The organism is Foetidibacter luteolus, assembly GCF_009650435.1.
In the GTDB taxonomy this organism is placed as follows: domain Bacteria; phylum Bacteroidota; class Bacteroidia; order Chitinophagales; family Chitinophagaceae; genus Foetidibacter; species Foetidibacter luteolus.
Genome location: NZ_VVIP01000038.1, coordinates 1 through 18,821 on the forward strand (window position 1 = coordinate 1; position 18,821 = coordinate 18,821).

17 protein-coding genes are annotated in these 18,821 nt (G+C 44.0%); 3 read left to right on the forward strand and 14 right to left on the reverse strand.

What is annotated here, in order from left to right:
- The first annotated feature begins 103 nt into the window (after positions 1-103).
- Entirely contained in the window at positions 104-1,588 is a 1,485-nt protein-coding gene (locus tag F0364_RS11125; protein WP_153796422.1) for an IS1634 family transposase, read from the forward strand.
- Between the two features lie 249 nt (positions 1,589-1,837).
- On the opposite strand, the gene gldD is transcribed toward F0364_RS11125, so the two are convergent.
- From gldD to mutY, 4 genes are all read right to left on the reverse strand, one after another.
- Positions 1,838-2,452 carry a gliding motility lipoprotein GldD gene (gene gldD, locus F0364_RS11130; protein WP_235921065.1) on the reverse strand — a complete coding sequence of 205 codons (615 nt, stop codon included), beginning with the start codon at positions 2,450-2,452 and terminating at the stop codon, positions 1,838-1,840.
- Positions 2,453-2,505: 53 nt separating this feature from the next.
- Positions 2,506-3,924 carry a gliding motility-associated protein GldE gene (gene gldE, locus F0364_RS11135; protein ID WP_235921066.1) on the reverse strand — a complete coding sequence of 473 codons (1,419 nt, stop codon included), beginning with the start codon at positions 3,922-3,924 and terminating at the stop codon, positions 2,506-2,508.
- A 27-nt stretch (positions 3,925-3,951) separates the two neighbouring features.
- The gene (locus F0364_RS11140; RefSeq protein ID WP_153797858.1) at positions 3,952-4,395 is read right to left on the reverse strand and encodes a single-stranded DNA-binding protein; all 444 of its coding nucleotides are present in this window, start codon (positions 4,393-4,395) and stop codon (positions 3,952-3,954) included.
- Positions 4,396-4,485: 90 nt separating this feature from the next.
- Positions 4,486-5,562, reverse strand: coding sequence for an A/G-specific adenine glycosylase (mutY, locus tag F0364_RS11145; protein WP_153797859.1), 1,077 nt, complete (start codon positions 5,560-5,562; stop codon positions 4,486-4,488).
- Positions 5,563-6,075: 513 nt separating this feature from the next.
- Here mutY and feoB point away from each other — a divergent pair.
- Positions 6,076-8,193 carry a ferrous iron transport protein B gene (gene feoB / locus F0364_RS11150; protein ID WP_153797860.1) on the forward strand — a complete coding sequence of 706 codons (2,118 nt, stop codon included), beginning with the start codon at positions 6,076-6,078 and terminating at the stop codon, positions 8,191-8,193.
- A 121-nt stretch (positions 8,194-8,314) separates the two neighbouring features.
- Here feoB and F0364_RS11155 read toward each other — a convergent pair whose 3' ends face one another.
- Positions 8,315-9,367, reverse strand: coding sequence for a phosphotransferase enzyme family protein (locus tag F0364_RS11155; RefSeq protein WP_153797861.1), 1,053 nt, complete (start codon positions 9,365-9,367; stop codon positions 8,315-8,317).
- 78 nt (positions 9,368-9,445) lie between these two features.
- Positions 9,446-10,465 (reverse strand): LacI family DNA-binding transcriptional regulator, encoded by a 1,020-nt coding sequence (locus tag F0364_RS11160; protein WP_153797862.1) that lies wholly within the window; start codon positions 10,463-10,465, stop codon positions 9,446-9,448.
- 230 nt (positions 10,466-10,695) lie between these two features.
- On the opposite strand from F0364_RS11160, the gene F0364_RS11165 reads away from it, so the two are divergent.
- Complete coding sequence (locus F0364_RS11165) at positions 10,696-11,802, forward strand: acyltransferase family protein (protein ID WP_153797863.1); 1,107 nt, start codon at positions 10,696-10,698, stop codon at positions 11,800-11,802.
- A gap of 722 nt (positions 11,803-12,524) precedes the next feature.
- Here the strand turns inward: F0364_RS11165 and F0364_RS28905 are convergent.
- The 8 genes from F0364_RS28905 to F0364_RS11200 form a co-directional block, all read right to left on the reverse strand.
- Positions 12,525-12,689, reverse strand: coding sequence for a hypothetical protein (locus tag F0364_RS28905; RefSeq protein ID WP_207632616.1), 165 nt, complete (start codon positions 12,687-12,689; stop codon positions 12,525-12,527).
- 9 nt (positions 12,690-12,698) lie between these two features.
- Positions 12,699-13,145, reverse strand: coding sequence for a DUF6934 family protein (locus F0364_RS11170; protein WP_207632617.1), 447 nt, complete (start codon positions 13,143-13,145; stop codon positions 12,699-12,701).
- A gap of 316 nt (positions 13,146-13,461) precedes the next feature.
- On the reverse strand, positions 13,462-14,280 hold the full coding sequence (locus F0364_RS11175; protein ID WP_153797864.1) for an SDR family oxidoreductase: 819 nt from the start codon (positions 14,278-14,280) through the stop codon (positions 13,462-13,464).
- A gap of 64 nt (positions 14,281-14,344) precedes the next feature.
- Positions 14,345-14,920 carry a guanylate kinase gene (gene gmk, locus F0364_RS11180; protein WP_153797865.1) on the reverse strand — a complete coding sequence of 192 codons (576 nt, stop codon included), beginning with the start codon at positions 14,918-14,920 and terminating at the stop codon, positions 14,345-14,347.
- 33 nt (positions 14,921-14,953) lie between these two features.
- Positions 14,954-15,682, reverse strand: coding sequence for a hypothetical protein (locus tag F0364_RS11185; protein ID WP_153797866.1), 729 nt, complete (start codon positions 15,680-15,682; stop codon positions 14,954-14,956).
- A 15-nt stretch (positions 15,683-15,697) separates the two neighbouring features.
- Positions 15,698-16,495 carry a M90 family metallopeptidase gene (locus F0364_RS11190; protein WP_153797867.1) on the reverse strand — a complete coding sequence of 266 codons (798 nt, stop codon included), beginning with the start codon at positions 16,493-16,495 and terminating at the stop codon, positions 15,698-15,700.
- Between the two features lie 27 nt (positions 16,496-16,522).
- Entirely contained in the window at positions 16,523-17,797 is a 1,275-nt protein-coding gene (locus tag F0364_RS11195) for a serine hydrolase domain-containing protein (protein WP_153797868.1), read from the reverse strand.
- Positions 17,798-18,150: 353 nt separating this feature from the next.
- A partial coding sequence (locus F0364_RS11200) for a transposase (protein ID WP_207632618.1) occupies positions 18,151-18,821 on the reverse strand: 671 nt, incomplete at its 5' end.

Here is an 18,821-nt window from a genome sequence, read left to right on the forward strand (position 1 = left end):
CCTGACTTGTCCCCCTCGGATTTAGTGCGGTTATAATTATTTGATTTTCAATTACATTATTATTTTTTTGGTTCAAAATACCGCACTAAGGATATTTTTAGTCATGAAAATACGGGTGGTACAAACCGCATCAAAGGCCAGGGCTGTTCAGATAGTGCGGTATGAACATAACAAAAGGATGATTTTGCGGCATATAGGTTCTGCTCATACCGATGAGGCATTAAGTGATTTAATGCTATTGGCTGAAGAATGGATAAAAGATTACAGTCATCAACTGTCCATTTTTCCCGACCAGGACCCAAACAAGCTTTTGCATCTCCACCACAGCACTTTTGTGGGTGTCAAATTCCGTTTCTTTTACGATCAGGTATGTGCTATTCAGGATAAAATCGGGCTGGGTAATTTTCCGGCATTATTCAAAGACCTGGTGGCCATAAGGATATTTGAACCCGCTTCCAAACTACGTTCCCTGGAATTAATGGAACAGTTTTTCGGTATTAACCATAGCCGTAAAACCTATTACAAGATCGCCCCCGGTTGCATTGAACTTAAACAGATGGTAGAGGAGAAAGTTGCGGGCTTTGCCAAAGCATATTACGCATTTAGCTACGACCTTCTTTTCTATGACATAACCACACTTTACTTTGAAACTTTTGAAGAAGATGAACTTCGTAAAAACGGTTTTTCAAAAGACAACAAATCCCAACAACCACAAATACTGATAGCCCTGATGGTAAGTAAAGAAGGGTTTCCTGTTGCCTATGAAGTGTTTTCAGGCAATACGTTTGAAGGGCATACCATCATCCCTGTTATTAAAAATTTCATTGACAAAAATGGTATAAGAAATTTTACAGTAGTAGCAGATGCTGCAATGATCAGCACTGAAAATGTGAAGCAGTTAACACAAAACAATATCAACTATATCGTAGGTGCAAGACTGGGAAATGTATCGGCCAAACTACTCGAAAACATTGATCAAAACATCAGCAGAGAGGATGGCCAAAGCATCAGAATAAAAACAGATAACGGTTACTTGATTTGCAGCTACTCCGCCGTCAGGTATCGCAAGGACAGATATGAAATGGAGCAACAAATAGCAAAGGCAAAGCAGGTAATTGAAAAGCCTTCTAAAAGCAAAAAACTGAAATTTACGCAAACCGACGGAGTAAAAATATCGCTCAATGAAGCCTTGATTGAGAAAACACAAAAATTGCTCGGCATTAAAGGATATTACACTAACCTTGAAGAATCTGTTGTTGACAATTCCACTATCATAAAACGCTATCACGAGCTTTACCGGATAGAGCAGGCATTCCGAATGTCAAAAACTGACCTCCAAACAAGGCCCGTCTTTCATTTTAAAGAACAACCCATAAAACTACATATCCTGATTTGCTTTATGGCACTGGTGATAGGAAAACACATCGAACTGAAAACACAAACATCCATCCGTAAATTTATCGATGAGTCCAGAAAAGTTGTTGATGGAGAAATATTGAATCATATAACCAGTAAAATCGTAACCGTAAAGGCAGAACCAACTCCTAAAATGAAGGAATTTATAGAAAAACTAAACGCTCCGCACTAAAAGGGACAAGTCAGGAAAAATAAAGTGAACGCCTTGGGATTCGCATAATAAAAACAAGCTCCTTCAGGGATCCGGATTTAAAGAGGCTGCTCAATACTTTTGAGACAGCCTCTTGTTGTTTTGTCTCTCTTTTATTATCAGTGGCAATGTAAAAAAAGAAGAGTGTAACAAATGACAGCAACAGTCGTTACATTGTTACTGGCAGCGGAAAGCCAGTATTGCCTAAGCCATCCCGATTTTTCGGGGTGGCTATTTTTTCCAGCGGAAGGTATTAATAAGGTGTTGCATATCTTGTTTAAGAAACTCATTTACAGGCGCCAGGGAATCCTGGTTGGGTGTGGCGTCAAAATACAGCGCCCCGCGAATAAAATTGGTAGTTGAGTCGGTTAAAAAAAACTGGTTGGCAGTAGCCACATCCCCACCTACTTTAAAAAACACGCCGTGAACGCCGTAAGGAGAGGTAATCAGCGAGTCATCAATGGAGTATGCCTTAACAGTATGTTTGTTGGTCATGTTGTAGGCGTCATTAACAAGCTTATCTAATTTGTATGTGCCTATTTGCTTGTAGCTGATGTAAATTTTACCCGCAAAACGGGGGAAATCTATGTTTATCCACCATGGATTTTCGGGCGTATCGCCAAAAAAGCTGGTATCCTGTACGATTGTTCCATATACCGGATATTCAAAAGTATAAGGATAACCGGGTTGGTTAAACAACTGGTATTTTTTCTGTGGAAATTCTATACTAAAATAGCCGCGGGGTTTTGGTGTGTAATCGCTGTTGCAGGAAATTGTAAGAATAGCAGCCACAAGAATAGCCAGGCAGAAAGAATAAAAGGAAATTTGCTGGTTGTTTTTAATCACTTTCTTTTGAAGATTACTGTTGATAACGCGGAGTACACCGTGGATACGCCTGTTTACTGCAACGGCCGGATGGTAATTTTTATTTTCTTAAGGCGGTTTTTTTCCTTTTCCAGCACAGTAAAATCAAAATCTCCACTGGTAATAACCTGGTTAGCGGCCGGTATATCGCCTGCTATTTCCAGCACAAGCCCTGCCAGGGAATCACTTTCACCTTTTACTGTATCAAATGTTTCCGGTGGCAGCTCCATAGCCTTGCACACATCATGAATCATTATTTTTCCTTCAAAAACGTAGTTGTTGCTGTCCAGCTTGCGAAAGTGGATGTCCTCCTCATCAAACTCATCTTTTATATCGCCGATAATTTCTTCCATTACATCTTCCAGGGTAACAATACCGCTCGTGCCGCCAAATTCATCTACCACCACGGCAAAATGAATACGTTTCGACTGAAATTCTTTCAGTAAATCCTCAATCAGTTTTTGCTCATGCACAAAGTAAGGAGGGCGCATTAAGGTATGCCAGTCAAAACCGGCGGGTTGCTCCAGGTAAGGCAACAGGTCTTTTGTATGTATCATCCCCACCACTTCATCCAGGTCTTCTTTGTACACCGGTAGGCGGCTGTAGTGCAGGTCCTCCACTCTTTTTATCAGGTCAGGAAAGGTAGTATTGAATTGAATGCCGCTAACATCAAGCCGGGTACGCATAATTTGCTTTACGGACACTTCCCCAAAACTTTCAATACCCAGCAGTAGGTCTTTTTCTTTTTCTGTAGCAAATTTTTCGGCGTACAAATCTATGGCGTGCCTCCTTTCTTCCTTGCCATAACTGCCGTTCAGGTTTTTGGCCAGCTTATTTTCAATTAAATCAGAATATTTAATAAGCGAACGGCCCACCCTGTTAAACAGGTAATACACCGCTTCTGCCACAATGCCGAAATCTTTGGCAAAGCGTATGTTATTCTGGTTAGCAAAAACCTTGGGCATCACTTCGCCAAACAGCACCAACACAGATGTAACCACGGATACTTTAATGGCAAACTCAATCCACTCATACTTAAGCTGCTGGCTGTCAAAAATGAAAATATCCATAAGCATATTGGCAATAATGATGATGCCAATATTGGCAAGGCTATTGGCAATCAGCAACGAAGCCAGCAACGCCTTGGGGTCTTCCAGCAGGTCAACAATGCGCTTGTAGGAGTGTTGTTGTTTTGTTTTAAGCAGGTTAATGTCTTTGTAGGTAAGCGAGAAAAAAGCTACTTCGGCGCCGGATACAACAAAGGATATGCTTAACAACACAAGCAGCAGCACCACAAGAACCGTTGTGCCCTGAAGGTTAATAACAGCCAGTTGTATAAGGTCATCAGCCAGTATGCGGGGAATGCCGGGCGATTCCAAAATGAACAGGTTTAATGAATAATATTTTATCAAAATGGCACGATGCGCATCGTGCCAGTGATAAATGTATTGCAAAAGTATTGTTTCGCGAAATAGGAAGGTTTAAAAAGGTATCCCTTCAGAAGGGTCGCTAAGGGGGGGGATATCAGAACCGCCAAAACCATCGCCGGCATCAGTAGCGCTGTGAGATGTATAGCCACCGGCATGGCTGTCGCCTCTTTTGTCAAGCATTATCAGGTTATCGCCTACAATTTCGGTAGCAAATTTTTTGTTGCCTTCCTTATCTTCCCAGCTACGGGTACGTAAACGGCCCTCTACATAAATTAAACTGCCTTTGTGCAGGTATTTTTGCGCCAGCTCGGCCAAGCCTCGCCATAACACCACTGTATGCCATTCTGTTTGAGAGATAAGCTTTCCGGCCCTGTCTTTGTAAGTTTCAGTAGTGGCCAGCGGAAATTTGGCTACGGCTATGTTTCCCTCAAGGTACTGTACATCCGGATCTTTTCCCAGGTTTCCAATAAGCATTACTCTGTTTACGCCTCTCATACAATTGATTTTAGGTTCGCCTGAATATGTTCTCTTATATCAATCCCTACGTAAATTAATTAAAATTCAAGAAATAACAGAACTCAATTGTTAAAAAAGCGTAGGCTGAAAAGATGTTGTTTCAAAATAACTGTTGATGATTTTTGGAAATGCCAGCTTTGCGGCTTCAACAGGCGTTACCCACATGTAAGGTTGCAGCGACGGGGGGATGGCGGTAAGCTCAATTTTTATAAACTGGGCCTTGATATTTTGGTGCGTAAGCTGCTGGTTAAATACCGGCGATACATGAACCAGCCTGGCTTTAGCAATATCCAACTGGTCTTTTAGCCAGGTAAACACAGTTTCCTTATCCCAGGCAGGTTTTTCTTCTGTTTCAAGCAGGTAGGGTTCATGCAGGCTTTGCCATATATCATTGCCGGTTCTTTTGCTTACCAGCATTTTGCCCTGGCAGGCAAACAGAAAATAAGTAAACCAGCGGTTTTTCTTCTGTAACACTTTTTCTTTTACAGGTAAGTGGTTAACCCGGCCGCTATGCCAGGCAAAACAAACCTGCTGCAAAGGGCATTTACCGCATAGCGGCATGGCAGGTTTACAAACTGTTGCACCAAAATCCATAATGGCCTGGTTGTATAAACCCGGCTGTTTTTTATCCAATACATCTTCCGCCAGCTTACTGAAAATCTTTCTGCCCTCTGCGGAATCAATGGCGGTATCAATGCCAAAACAGCGTGACAATACCCTGAAAACATTACCGTCAACTACCGCGTAGGGCAGGTTAAAAGCAAAAGACGCTATGGCAGCGGCAGTGTAGGGCCCCACACCTTTAAGTGCAAGAATGCTATCATAATCCGCAGGAAAATTGCCCCCCATATTTTCTGTAATGTATCTGGCTGTAAATAACAGGTTGCGGCAGCGGTTGTAATAGCCCAACCCTTCCCATAGTTTAAAAACGGCTTCATCGCTGGCGGCAGCTAATTGCTGTATAGTTGGGTAAGCGGCAACAAACTTTTCATAATAAGCCCATCCCTGCTCAACCCTTGTCTGCTGCAGTATTACTTCGCTAAGCCATATTTTATAGGGGTCTTTTTCTCCTTTCCAGGGCATTTGCCGCTGGTTAACATTTTTATGCCACCGCATTAAAAGCCGGGTAAAATCAGGTTTACTCATTACAGCAAATATGGTAAAGAAATTATTATTAAATGCGCCGGAATTGCAGCCGCATAAAATGCGCTATCACCTGGGTTTTTCTGCCACTTCCCACTTACTTTTTCATGATACCAGCTACGGTTTTTCATGGCATCGTCCCTTGCGTCGCAATCACTTTATCGTTCGGTTTTTCATGGCATCTTTTAAGCGGGTATTACTATTCCGTCAAAAAAGTTTACGTTTCTGAAACTGGTTTGCCGGCCTATTGAAACATTCTCTTGTCTGTACACCTGGTTTTTATAACGGATTCGTACCCTAAATGTTCCCGATTGCGTAATGCACTGTTATGTTTTGCATTTAGATTTGCCGGATTGCCCGCCTGCATGGCTATTAAAGTAAAATAATCTATTTTTCATTTACTTGAAACCCAGGGAGCAACGGGCACAATGACGAAAGCCGCATATACGGGACGATGCAATGAAGCAAAATTGTAATCCTGTCGCTGGTAACATAACATATTAACACATTACTATTTTGGCTTCAGGCAACATTAATATAGCATTAACCGGCAACCCCAACAGCGGTAAAACTTCCCTGTTTAATGCCTTAACTGGGTTAAACCAAAAAGTAGGAAATTTTCCAGGTGTTACGGTTGACAAAAAAACCGGCGACTGCCGTTTGGATGAAGAGCTTAATTCAATCATTATTGATCTTCCGGGAACGTACAGCCTGTACCCCCGCCGCGCAGATGAATGGGTAGCCTACAAAGTACTGATGGAGGCTGATCCTGAGGTTAACTACGACGTTATACTGCTGGTGGCCGATGCCAGCAACCTGAAACGTAACCTTTTATTCTGCAGCCAGGTTATTGATTTAAAAAAGCCTGTGGTGGTAGCCCTTACCATGATGGATATTGCGGGCAAAAAAGACATTGAAATTGATGTGGCGGGCATTGAGCGGGAACTGGGTGTTCCGGTTATTACCGTAAACCCCCGCAAAAACAAAGGCCTTGCCGAGTTGAAAAAAGCCCTTGCGCAAACCGCCAGGCGGCAGTACATGCCGCCGCAAAGAGATTTTATACCCAACAAAGAACTGGCCCCCGCTGCTGTGGACGGCGTACGCAAACTGGTACCCCAACTAAGCGAATATGGCGCTGTACACTACCTGATCAACCACGAAAACTTTCCGCTGGAAAACAACATACAGGAAGCGATAGAACAAACGGAGATTAACAACAGCTTTAACCCGGTTAAAACACAGGCCGAAGAAATTATGCAGCGTTATACCCGCATAAAGCAGGTAATGCAGCACAATGTTGTGGTGCCGGATCCACTGCACAAGCAGCTTGTTACAGATAAGCTGGACAATGTGTTACTTCACCGTGTTTGGGGGTATTTGATATTGCTGGCCGTTCTGTTCCTGCTGTTCCAGAGTATATTTTGGCTTGCGCAATACCCGATGGACGCTATTGAATGGAGTTTTACCCAAATTAATAGCTGGCTGGGTGCCGTATTACCGGAAGCATGGTGGAGCGACCTGCTGATGAATGGCATTGTAGCCGGTCTTGGCGGCATTGTAATTTTTGTGCCGCAGATAATGATACTGTTTGGCCTTATTACCATACTGGAAGATACCGGCTATATGGCCCGCATTAGCTTTTTAAGCGATAAACTGATGCGCAAAGTGGGGCTTAACGGCAAAAGTGTTATGCCCATGATTAGCGGTTTTGCCTGTGCTGTACCGGCAATTATGAGCGCCAGGAATATTGAAAACCGCAAAGAAAGGCTGCTTACCATAATGGTAACTCCATTGATGAGCTGCAGTGCCAGGCTGCCTGTATTTACCATCCTGATTTCTCTGGCGGTGCCCAACACTTACTATGCCGGCTTTTTAAGTTTACAGGGCCTGGTAATGATGGGGCTGTACCTGTTAGGTATAGTAATGGCGCTAACCGTTAGTTATGTACTTAAGTTTTTAATTAACCTGAAAGAGAAAAGCTTTTTTATACTTGAATTGCCTGTCTACCGCTCTCCACGGTGGAAGAATGTGGGCATTACCATGGTGGAAAAAGCCAAAATTTTTGTGGTGGATGCCGGCCGTGTAATAATGCTCATAAGCCTGCTTTTGTGGTTTTTAAGCAGCTACGGTCCCGGCAACCGTATGCAACAGGTTGAAGAACAATTTGCCGCCGCAAAACAACAGGCAACCACAGAGCAACTGCCCGAAATAGAGAGGCAGCAAAGCACCGCCAAACTAGAAAACTCCTATGCCGGCATTTTAGGCAAGGCTATAGAGCCCGCTATTAAACCGCTTGGCTTCGACTGGAAAATTGGTATTGCACTAATTACATCTTTCGCGGCAAGGGAGGTTTTTGTGGGTACCATGGCTACGCTCTATAGCGTGGAAGAAAGTGATGATGAATCATCTTTGCGGCAGAAAATGCAAAACGCCGTGAGGGAAGATGGCGCGAAGGTTTATACGTTACCTACTGCGCTTTCGCTAATGGTGTTTTATGTGCTGGCCATGCAATGTATGAGCACGCTGGCGGTAGTGAAACGGGAAACCAAAAGCTGGAAATGGCCTACGATACAATTAGTTTACATGACAGTTCTGGCTTATTGCATGAGCCTGCTGGTGTACAACGTATTTTAAGTGCACTAAGGTTAAAGTTTTGGGCTGTGCCGAATAGAATTACCAACAGTACAAGAGTGCGACGCAAGTAAAGCTTCATTCTTTGCCGGGCTCATAAAAATTTCTTGCCGGCAAAGCCGGTTTAACCCACCAGCGCATAGGCCTGCTGCTGCAAAACAGACTCTTTGGCAATTAACGACTCCAGCAATGCTAACTGGTTGGCTGCGCGGTTATAATTGTGCAGTTCGTAACGGGCGCCATAATACACATCGTTATTGAGGTAATCGGTTATAAAACGAAGCGCCTGCATATATATCATAAACTTGCCGGCATATACAAAGGAGTTAAGCTCTTCGGTGGTAAGTTCCTCATTCATTTCGCTAAGGTAGCCGTTAACTATGGCGGCGAAATATTCTTCACGCACAAAGACTTTACTAAAGTCTGTTTCTTCTTCGCCGGCCGCGGTAAGGTAGGTGCGCATCATATCGCCCACATCACTGATAAAATAACCGGGCATTACGGTATCCAGGTCTATTACGCAAAGTCCGTGGCCGCTTTCGCTAAAAAGCACATTGCTGATTTTTGTATCGTGGTGGGTAACACGTATTTTAAAAGCGGGGTTGCCCAGTATTTCGTTGTAGCGGTTTACTATAGCCGCATGAGATTGCAAGGCCGCCACTATAAACTGCGCCTTTTTAAGCCTGTCTGCAGATGCTGTTTTTAATGCGTTTCCAAACTGGAAATAGCGCAGGTTAAGGTTATGAAAATCGGGCAGGGTTATTTTTAAACTTTCTACCGGAAAGCCTGCCAGTATGCGGGTGAATTTCCCAAATTGTTTTGCCGCTTCGTAAGCCAGGCCGGGGCTTTGAACCACATCGTAGGTTTTTGAACCGGGCACAAATTCAAACATGCGGTAGTAGCCGGCCCCATCATGAATAAGCGATGCGTTTTGCCTGGTAGTAACCGGCGTGGTAAAAAGGTAACCCGGCGCATGCTTTTGTATGTACCGGGCTATGGCATTTATATTGTCGTCAATAAGTTGTGGCTGCCTGAAGATTTCGTGGTTAACCCTTTGTAGAATGTACTTGCTGTCTTTTGTTTCAACAACCCATGTATCGTTAATTAAGCCGCTACCAAACGCTTTTACGTTTAGTGGCTCGCTGTCTAACCGGTATTGTTCAATTATGGGTTGCATTACATTAACGTTCAGTTTGTCTATTTGCCAAACATAGAGAATATACAACAGCCATGCACCAGCAAACGTTTGCGTTATTTATTCATTGTAAACCACCAGTTTCGAGTCAACAATAATCTTGTAATGAGATGTATCGCCCTCTTCTTCTTTTTTGGTTAACAGTTCCAACAGCATTTCCGTAGCTTTTTTACCCTGCAAATTGGGGAACTGCTCAACTGAAGCGGCCGGCTGGTATTTAAGGTAATGTACCATGGGCAGGTTGGCATAGCTTACAAACCAGATATCCTTGTTAACTTCTACCTTTTTCAGGGCGGCATAATGCATGGCATCCATAGCTACATAATCATTAAAAGCCACAACAGCGGTAACCTTTCTTTTATGGTTAATTAATTGCTGCATGGCTTCAAAATTGCTTTCGGTAGAAAGGTCTGAATGTACAATCAGCGAGGGATCGTACTTCAGGCGGTTTTTTTGCATGGCCTGTATATAGCCGTCTGTCCGTTCGCCGGTAGCAAACAAATTCTCCGGCCCGTTAATCATGCCTATAACCCTGTGACCTTTTTTGAGCAGGTAGCTAACCGCCTGCACGGTGCCTGATATCATGTTGCAGGCAATATAGTGAATGGCGGGTATGGTAGGTATGCGGTCAAAGAAAACAACAGGTATGCCGGCGTTTTCAAGCAGCTTAAAATGGTCGTAGGTATGTGTGTTTTTGGATACAGATACCAACAACCCATCTATGCGGTGCTTTTTCATAGACTCCGTTAACTGCTTTTCCCGCTCAAAATCGTCGTGGCTTTGGCCGAGCAGTACAGTGTAACTGTTTTTGTACGCCACATCTTCTATGCCGCTGATGGCCGACGAGAAGAAAGACTCTGCCAGCTCCGGCAAAATAACGCCGATGGTAAATGTTTTACGTTGCTGAAAAAAAATAGCGGTTTGGTTGGGCTCGTAGTTAAGCTCCTGCGCAAGCTCTTTTACCCGCATTTTAGTACGCAAACCGATGCTGGAATGATCGTGAAGGGCACGGGATACAGTGGATACAGAAATGTTCAGCCGCCTCGCAATCTCTTTGATGGTTGGTTGTTTATCTGCCATATTTAAAAGTAATCAGGATACTGCGATAAATTTACGCAAACGTTTGATTTATCAGCAGTAGTTTTTAAAATGTATATTACCAGCAATCCCCAATGTGTGTTTTAATAAGATGGAAATAATGCAGTACGCAGGGCTACATATCTGTCAGCAACCATAGTTTATTTTGTACTGCATTTATTTCCGTCGCACTGCTAACCGGGGCGCAAAAAACACAATCTCCCTTCTTACCAATGCAAACACCAGTTGCCGCCAACAGAATTGTTTCGCTTGATGTAATGCGTGGCATCATCATGATTTTACTGGCCGCCGAAAGCTGCCGTGTGTATGACGCACTGCATGAGCTTACAGAAGGCACAACCGGTAACGTATTGGTACAGCAGTTTTTTCACCACGAGTGGAATGGTCTTCGCTTCTGGGATTTAATACAACCCGCTTTTATGACCATGGCCGGCACCGCCATGTATATTTCCTTCAGTAACAAACAAAAAAAGGGTATTAGCTGGCAGCAGAATTTTCCGCACATTGCCTGGCGCTGTTTAAAGCTGTTTATCTGTGGCACAGCCCTGCATTGCATTTATGCGGGCAAACTGGTGTGGGAGCTTTGGAATGTACTTACCCAGCTTTCCGTAACAACGTTGATAGCTTACATCATTATCAGAAAGTCGTTCGCTTTTCAACTGGCTGTATCGGCGGCGTTGCTGCTGCTCACAGAAATTTTATACAGAACTATACTGGCGCCGGGTTTTGACCAGCCTTTTACCGAATACAAAAATTTCGGCGCCTATATGGATACCGTACTGATGGGAAAAATAAACGACGGCGGCTGGGTAACCATCAACATTATTCCAACAGCGGCACATACCATTTGGGGTTGCCTGGCAGGCAAGGTTTTGTTAAGCAGTTACACCGCAGCCAAAAAAATCAAGCTGTTCATCATTGCCGGGTTGTTTGGCCTTGGTGTGGGCTTTGGGCTTGACTGGCTGCACATAACCCCCATTATTAAACGCATTGCCACCAGTTCGTTCACGCTTGCTTCCGGTGGTTATGTGTTTTTAATGCTGGCCTTTTGTTACTGGTTTGTTGATGTGAAAAAGAACAACCGTTATGCCTGGATACCCATTGTAGTGGGCATGAACCCTATTTTTATTTACCTGGTTTTTGAAACCGTTGGCCACCAGTGGATAAACAAAACCATCAGCATATTTGTGGGTGGTTTTACCGGCCTTGTTGGCGCCGGCCAACATTGGCAATACATGCTTTCCGCAATCACCTCCTGGTTTTTTATGTGGTACCTGTGCTATTGGCTGTATCAAAAGAAAATCTTCTTTAAGCTGTAGTAAAGAAGGTTTTGGCACTTAGCAGCATTACTGCTATGAAGCTTCGTTGAGCAATCTTGCGTGTCGAAGCAGCAAGATTGGAACACTTGTACTGCAACACTTCTATTCACAATAGCCGCAGTAGCCTGCCCTGAGCATGCGAAGGGTTCTGTTCTTTATGCAGCTTTTCAGACCCGGATATGGATTTCCACAATTCATCACCCCATTCATACATTCTATACATACCATTGTTGACAAAGGACATTCCGGGCCGTAGCTTTGATTCATCAAAACAAAAACGGTTTCCCTGATATAAAATTTCAACTCAACCTTATTTAACAAACAACAAGAGCAGTACTGCTGCTAACTAATTTCAACCTGCCAACCTGTTTTTAAAACACCATTGACCAACCGGTACAACCACCGGTTGGTTTTTTTATTGGGCTCAGCCATAAAAATAAGCACCCACGCAAGCACGGGCTTCTATGGAGCCTTTAAAACAAGCTTGCCGCTATTCTACAAAAAGTATGTTTCTACAGAGAAGATCATCGGAAGATTCTTGATATTCCACAAGCGGAAACTTTTGTGATGATGTGGCAATACAACTATAGGCCAGACCAAGCCCTAAATTGGAAAACTGAGGTCAAAGCGATTATAAATGTTTAATAAAGCAGCAATTGTTAGAGTTACAACTAATGTTATAGCTAACCTTGATTGCGTCAACTATGGTATTTCAAAGCAATTTAGCGACTGTTCTTAGCATTTTTAGGTAGCCCAATTTTATCAATTGTTGCTTTTGCCTTTTTTACTTTTTCGGGAAAAAGAACAACATCGTTCAACTTGTCCAATGATCTGTCAAGTATCACAACTGGAACTTTGCTTTCATTAAGTTCTTTGATTGTTTTCATATCTCAAATTTAAGAAGTTTTTAGCCTGGCTACAAATGCTTGATATTCCTTGTGTTTTTCAAAAGGATGCCAGGTGTCTTTGATCTGCCCATAAATTTCAAGCTCATGGCTTATCTCATTATAATATTTTGCTATTCCCATCTGATAAAGCCTTGTCCTTGAAAACGTACTGCCGGCTGCAAAAATCCATGCGCCAGGGTGTTGGTCAAGAAATGCAAATACAGCCCCAACAACAGTTGCCAAAACCTTTTCACTGTCGCCATTATTACTTACAACTTTGTCATCTATACCACCAGTAGCAAAATCTTTATCACCAAAGGCAAGATTATAAACTCCTTGCCTGTTTACAAGCGTAAACTGAATACATTTAGTGATTAGCCCTTTTGATCCTTCGCTAATAAACTCGTAGCTCAATAATTCAAGTCCGGATTTAAGCTGATATTGGTCTATGTTCATACTTAGGTACGTTGACATGAAGATAGTAGTTAATGTTTTACATGGCTATACTTTGGATAATCAAGCAACGTGACACCTTAACATTATATTACTACTCAAATTATACCGGAGTACTTACTAACAGAATGCCGCACACCTACATTGCGGGGAAGGCGAAGAGCAATCCTTTAGTTGAATGGCTGCCGGATTGCAGCGGAAAGCCCGCTGAGGATTTGTGCGTCAGGTGTTGTGGCGGACTTGCAGCGAAAAGCCGGTACTGGTGCTGAATGAAGAATCCGGAAGCCGAAAGCCCCAAAGATGTATTGTAAATTTTTTTTTAGATAAATAGATCAGTATAAAGTTTGCCGCCAGGCACTACGGAGTAATGGCTAAAATCATCAATGCCTTCTGCCTTTAACACATCTTCATCAATAAACGTATTGCCTGTGTATTGCAGGTTGGTTTTGCTTAGGATATAGTAAACGGCATCGGCCACAATCTCTGGTTTACGGCTCATGTTGGCAAGCGCTTCCCCACCCAGCAGGTTACGTACGGCCGCGGTATCAATGGTAGTTTTGGGCCATAAAGCATTGGACGCTATGTTGTATTTTTTTAACTCCTCGGCCCAGCCCAGCGCCATCATGCTCATGTTGAATTTACTAAGTGTGTAGGCAATGTGGTTGCCCAGCCATTTGGGCTGCATATTAACAGGCGGGGATAGAGTAAGTATATGGGCATTGTTGCCCTGCTTTAAAAAAGGCAGGCAGTGCTTGGTTACCAGGAATGTGCCACGCACGTTGATGCTGTGTATTAAATCGAACCGTTTGGTTTCCGTTTGCTCTGTACGGGTTAGCTGAATGGCAGAGGCATTGTTGATAACCACGTCAATGCCGCCAAACTCGTCTGCCGCCTGCTGTACCGCATCCTGAATTTCTTCTTCATTACGTATATCCACCTTTATCGCCAGGGCACGGCCACCGGCCTCTTCCACTTCTTTAGCCGCGGAAAATATGGTGCCGCCCAGCCTGTTATCTTCCTGCACACTTTTGGCGGCAATAACAATGTTGGCCCCTTCGCGGGCCAACCGCAACGCTATGGCTTTTCCTATGCCGCGGCTTGCGCCTGTAATAAAAATAGTGCGGTTGGTAAATGGCATGGCAATAAGTTTTAGGTATGTAAGTTAACGGCTATTTCATTAACGGCAAATGAAAGCTACTGGGTTACCAGTTAAGGAATTGCCTGATAACATTTTCTGTTTCAGCACATGCTTTGGGCAAATCGTCGTTAACAATAATCCTGTCAAAGTGGTGCTTAAAAGAAATTTCGTAGGCCGCTTTGCTTAGCCTTGTCTGCAGGCTTTCAGGGGTTTCTGTGCCCCGGCTTTCCAGCCTTTTCTTTAACTCATCTACAGATGGCGGCTCAATAAACAGGGAGAGCGTGTTATTGGGATACTGTTTCTGTACATGAATGGCGCCCTTTACATCCACATCCAGCATGGGGGTTTTACCTTCTGCCCATATTCTTCCAAGTTCACTTTTAAGGGTGCCGTAATACTTTCCGTCGTACACCATTTCCCATTCGGCAAAGGCGTTTTCCTTTATTTTCTGCTGAAAATCTTCCACGCTCATAAAATAGTAATCAACCCCGTTTTGTTCGGCGCCCCGCGGCTGCCTGGTAGCGGCGGAAACAGAAAAAGACAGCTTTGGATATTTTTGCAAGAGCCACCTTGTAATGGAAGTTTTACCTGCACCGGATGGCGCCGTAATAATGATGATTTTGTTTTCAGCATTCGTCATCCGGCAAAAATAACAGAATGTAGCGGATGGCCGTTACCTAATACATGCCCACTTTTTCAACAAAGCTTTGTTGTTGCTTATTTTGCCAACCATACTGTATTTGGAATAATACAACACGCCTGATAAAGCCGCAACTTCTTTTACCACCGCTTTAGGATTAGCCCATTTGGAATGGATAAACCAAACAACCTTGCCATCGTTGTAAAGAAAGCCAACGTGATAGTCAAGCCCCACAATAAAAAGGCCCTTGCCAAGCTGGCGCACATAAGCAAGCAGGCTATCAAGCGGTTTGTTTAAGAATAAACGTATGCCTGCTTTATCCGCAAACTGGCGCAGCGTAGTTTGGGAGGCTGCCTGCCCGGTTTTTATACGGTGTAAGGCTACGCCGGCATCCCTTAACACCGTAGCTACAAAATAACCACAGGCGATGGCCCCTTTACCAGGTTGCTGGGTAGTGCCATTAAAATCCCACGGCGTGCCATACCAGTAAGGTATTATAGAATCAACAACAGCGGCGGTAAATTGTTCTTCCAGCAAATGATAATCCGGCGGATGGCCTGTGGAGGAAAATGTTTTTCGGAGGCCATCAAGCTGCCCTTTCATTTGGGTATAAGTAACTTTTGGGATTCGGTGTACCTGCGGGCATAATAAACTAACATAATCAGAAGCGCCGTATGCGGTTTTAATAAGCAGGCAGTGCAGCAGGCAAAGCAGTATTGTTTTCATGCCGGTAAGATGGCTGTAGCCAGAATTTCCATACATGCCGCTAATAAAAATTTATTCCTTTTTAGCTGAAGGTTTATCCGTAGCCGGTTGCTGGTTAAAGGCTTCTTCCATCAGTTCATATAATTCCGGGTGCTTTTTCTTAAACAACCCGGGACGCTCGAAAAAATATTCAGCAGCCACCGCGAAAAACTCGGCTTTATTGGTGCTGCCATAAGGGTTAATGTCAGACCTGCCCTTTTTTATTTCCTGTATGCTTTCATTCATTTCATTCAGCCAGGGTATGCAATATTGCCGGTGCAGCAATTGTTCGGGAATACCGTCTACTTCCCCATCGGCCTTATCCAGCAGGTGCACAAACTCATGTATGCCGGTATTGTTTTTATCTGTATCGTTTTGAAAACCCTGCCTTAGTGCAGGTTTGGATAAAATCATCATGCGCTGCATGGCGCCGGTACCTACCATGCCGAGGGTGTTATCTTTAGCAGATGCGGTAAAGTCGTCAGAATTAAAAGCATCTTCGTATAACAGCACATCCCGCAGGTTATGATAATGCCAGTTGCTGAAGCCAAATATGGGTATTACGGCACTGCTGGCCACCAGCAGCTTATCCAGTTCGTCTACGCTGGTATTAACGCCATGTACACGGGTGTAGCCTAAAAACTCCTGCAGCCTGGCTACAAAACGCAACCTGTCCGCTTCATCCAGCGAACGGTAGAAAGCAACATGGCCCATCAGCAAATCCTGGTAGTTGGCAGGTAAAGCATAAGCAATGGCAGTACCCTGCGGCTTCCTGAAAAGGAACCAGCCCAGCAGGCCGGCACACACGATAAATAACAATAAACCAGTCATGCCTGCAAAGATGCGGTTTTACGCAGCTTATTTAAGGCTTTGATATACCAGCGAAGTGAATTTGGCCGCTACGTCTCCATGGCTATTGGGCGTCTGCTGGGTTAGAATAAGGCAAACCATGTTTTCTTTGGGATCTGCCCAGTAGTTGGTACCAAAATAACCACCCCATGCAAAACTTCCCTCGTTGCGGGGCTCATCGGCAGCGCCTTTGGCGGTAACAATTTCAAAGCCCAGGCCAAATTTGTTTTTGCCAATGCTCAGGTCGCCCAACTGGTTTTGCAGTATCATTTCAACTGTACGTGGCGCAAGTATTTCAACGCCGTTGTAAGTGCCCTTGTTCAGCAGCATCTGTAAAAAAATGGCATAATCCATTGCCGTAGAAGAAAGGCCGGCGCCGCCGGAAAAATAATGTGTGCCAATGTTGGGATAATCAGGAGAAATACCTCTCTGATCGGTGGGCCATTTTATAAGGTGGCCCAGGGAGTCTTCCGTATTCAGTATAGCCAGCCGCTTATGTTTTTCAGGTGGAATGTTGAAATAAGTATCCTTCATACCAAGTGGTGCAAAAAGCCTTTTTTGCAAAAACTCATCCAATGTCATGCCGCTTAACAATTCCACCAGGTAGCCGCACATATCGGTGCTAAGGCTGTAGGTAAATTTTTCTCCCGGCTGGTTAGCCAGCGGCAGTTTAGCCAGTGTTTTCATTTTGTCAGCAAGAGAGGCATGCAGTTCCCCAATGCCTGAAGAGATGCCATACTTTGCATAGATGGCCCGCATGTTTTTACTGCCGATGGATGCATAATCAAGGCCGGAAGTGTGGGTAAGCAAATCCTTAATGGTAACTTCCCTTTTTGCAGGAATGGTTGTATAGGTAGTATCCTGTTCATTAAACTTATCCAGCACAACGGGGTTTTTAAATTCGGGTATAAATTTAGAAACAGGGTCGTACAGCATAAACTTACCTTCTTCGTACAGCATCATCAGCGCTATACTGGTAATGGCCTTTGTTTGCGATGCTATGCGGAAGATATGATCTGGTTTTAGCGGTGTTTTGGCGGCGATATCGTTGTAACCGTATCCTGCTGATTGCACTACCTGGCCATCCTTAACAATGAGCGTTACCGCCCCCGCCAGCCATTGTTTATCTACATATTCGTTAATCAGCTTGTCTATACGTTTGAGGCGTTCGTAGTTGATGTGCGGGTTTGTTTTACCGTTATTTACAATTACCTGGGCATGAGTTGTTGAAATGAATAACAGCAGGCAAATGCAGTACAGCAAGCGAAGCGGGTATGCAAACATAGATTACTTTTTTGCAGTAAGATAAAGATTAAACTGCTTAACCGTAAAATGCGAAGCCAGTTTTTTTAAACCCACGGATGTACAGAATAACGGCTATGATTTTGGGGCTTTCGGCTTTGGATACATTGTTGAAGCTACGGTACCGGCAGAACTTCGTTCGAAATATTGGTGAAAGCAACATTCAGTTGCTTTTCCTCAATTGTGCTGTAAGCCCTCGCCACCCGTTTCTGGTGGCTGCGGGCAGAACTGCGTTCGCAAACTTCGCCAAACAGCAATAAGTTGTTTTAGCACGTTTGTGCTTCAATCCGGCTGCCATTAAACTACAGGAATGCTAATTAGGGCTTGTTCAATAACTATCCTCGAAAATGGGGCTGCCAAAATTTCCGGGAGCAAGCCTCTTGAAGATGACTGGCGAAGCGCCTGGCTGCATTACTGATTAAATTTAGGCAATAGAGGCCCAGCCTCATTAAATTAACAAGGTTGAGCACCAAAATAATGGAAGCAATCCACGACTCGCTGGTGTTTTGTAATTTGGCTTTGATGCACTCCATATTATAACCAGCCTTTGCCTGCCCAAACTTGCCTTCTATTGGATTGCGCTCCCCTGGACTTACCTGAATGTGCAGTGCCTCTTTAGCCGGACGGCCCAGTGGCTTAGCCCTTAATGCGATGCCCCATTCCTTCAGCACTTTTCTGTTTTCCCTTGTACAGTAAATCTTGTCTGCCAATACTTCGGCGGGATAATATCCAAGTCGTTTTTTGTACAGCGTTACCGATTCCTTCAGGCTGCCGCCTTCATTAAAATTATCCCAGCTTAACTTGTCTAATAACGCAAACCCACCGCTTAGCGATACCTGCAGTTTGCTGCCAAACTCTACTTTTTTACCATCCTTGCCCCGGACTATGGGGCGTACATGCGGCTGGTGAATATTTACAATACGATCCTCTGCACGGCAACTGCGGGTGCTGTGCATTTGATATTGCTGGTTATATACCGTATGCAATACCATCAGGTATTTTAAAT

Coding starts and splice junctions, on each gene's coding strand:
- F0364_RS11125 (WP_153796422.1), top strand. CDS start 104: ATGAAAATACGGGTGGTACAAACCGCATCAAAGGCCAGGGCTGTTCAG.
- F0364_RS11140 (WP_153797858.1), bottom strand. CDS start 4,395: ATGAGAGGCGTAAACAGAGTAATGCTTATTGGAAACCTGGGAAAAGAT.
- mutY (WP_153797859.1), bottom strand. CDS start 5,562: ATGAGTAAACCTGATTTTACCCGGCTTTTAATGCGGTGGCATAAAAAT.
- F0364_RS11155 (WP_153797861.1), bottom strand. CDS start 9,367: ATGCAACCCATAATTGAACAATACCGGTTAGACAGCGAGCCACTAAAC.
- F0364_RS11160 (WP_153797862.1), bottom strand. CDS start 10,465: ATGGCAGATAAACAACCAACCATCAAAGAGATTGCGAGGCGGCTGAAC.
- F0364_RS11165 (WP_153797863.1), top strand. CDS start 10,696: ATGCAAACACCAGTTGCCGCCAACAGAATTGTTTCGCTTGATGTAATG.
- F0364_RS28905 (WP_207632616.1), bottom strand. CDS start 12,689: ATGAAAACAATCAAAGAACTTAATGAAAGCAAAGTTCCAGTTGTGATA.
- F0364_RS11170 (WP_207632617.1), bottom strand. CDS start 13,145: ATGAACATAGACCAATATCAGCTTAAATCCGGACTTGAATTATTGAGC.
- F0364_RS11175 (WP_153797864.1), bottom strand. CDS start 14,280: ATGCCATTTACCAACCGCACTATTTTTATTACAGGCGCAAGCCGCGGC.
- gmk (WP_153797865.1), bottom strand. CDS start 14,920: ATGACGAATGCTGAAAACAAAATCATCATTATTACGGCGCCATCCGGT.
- F0364_RS11185 (WP_153797866.1), bottom strand. CDS start 15,682: ATGTATGGAAATTCTGGCTACAGCCATCTTACCGGCATGAAAACAATA.
- F0364_RS11190 (WP_153797867.1), bottom strand. CDS start 16,495: ATGACTGGTTTATTGTTATTTATCGTGTGTGCCGGCCTGCTGGGCTGG.
- F0364_RS11195 (WP_153797868.1), bottom strand. CDS start 17,797: ATGTTTGCATACCCGCTTCGCTTGCTGTACTGCATTTGCCTGCTGTTA.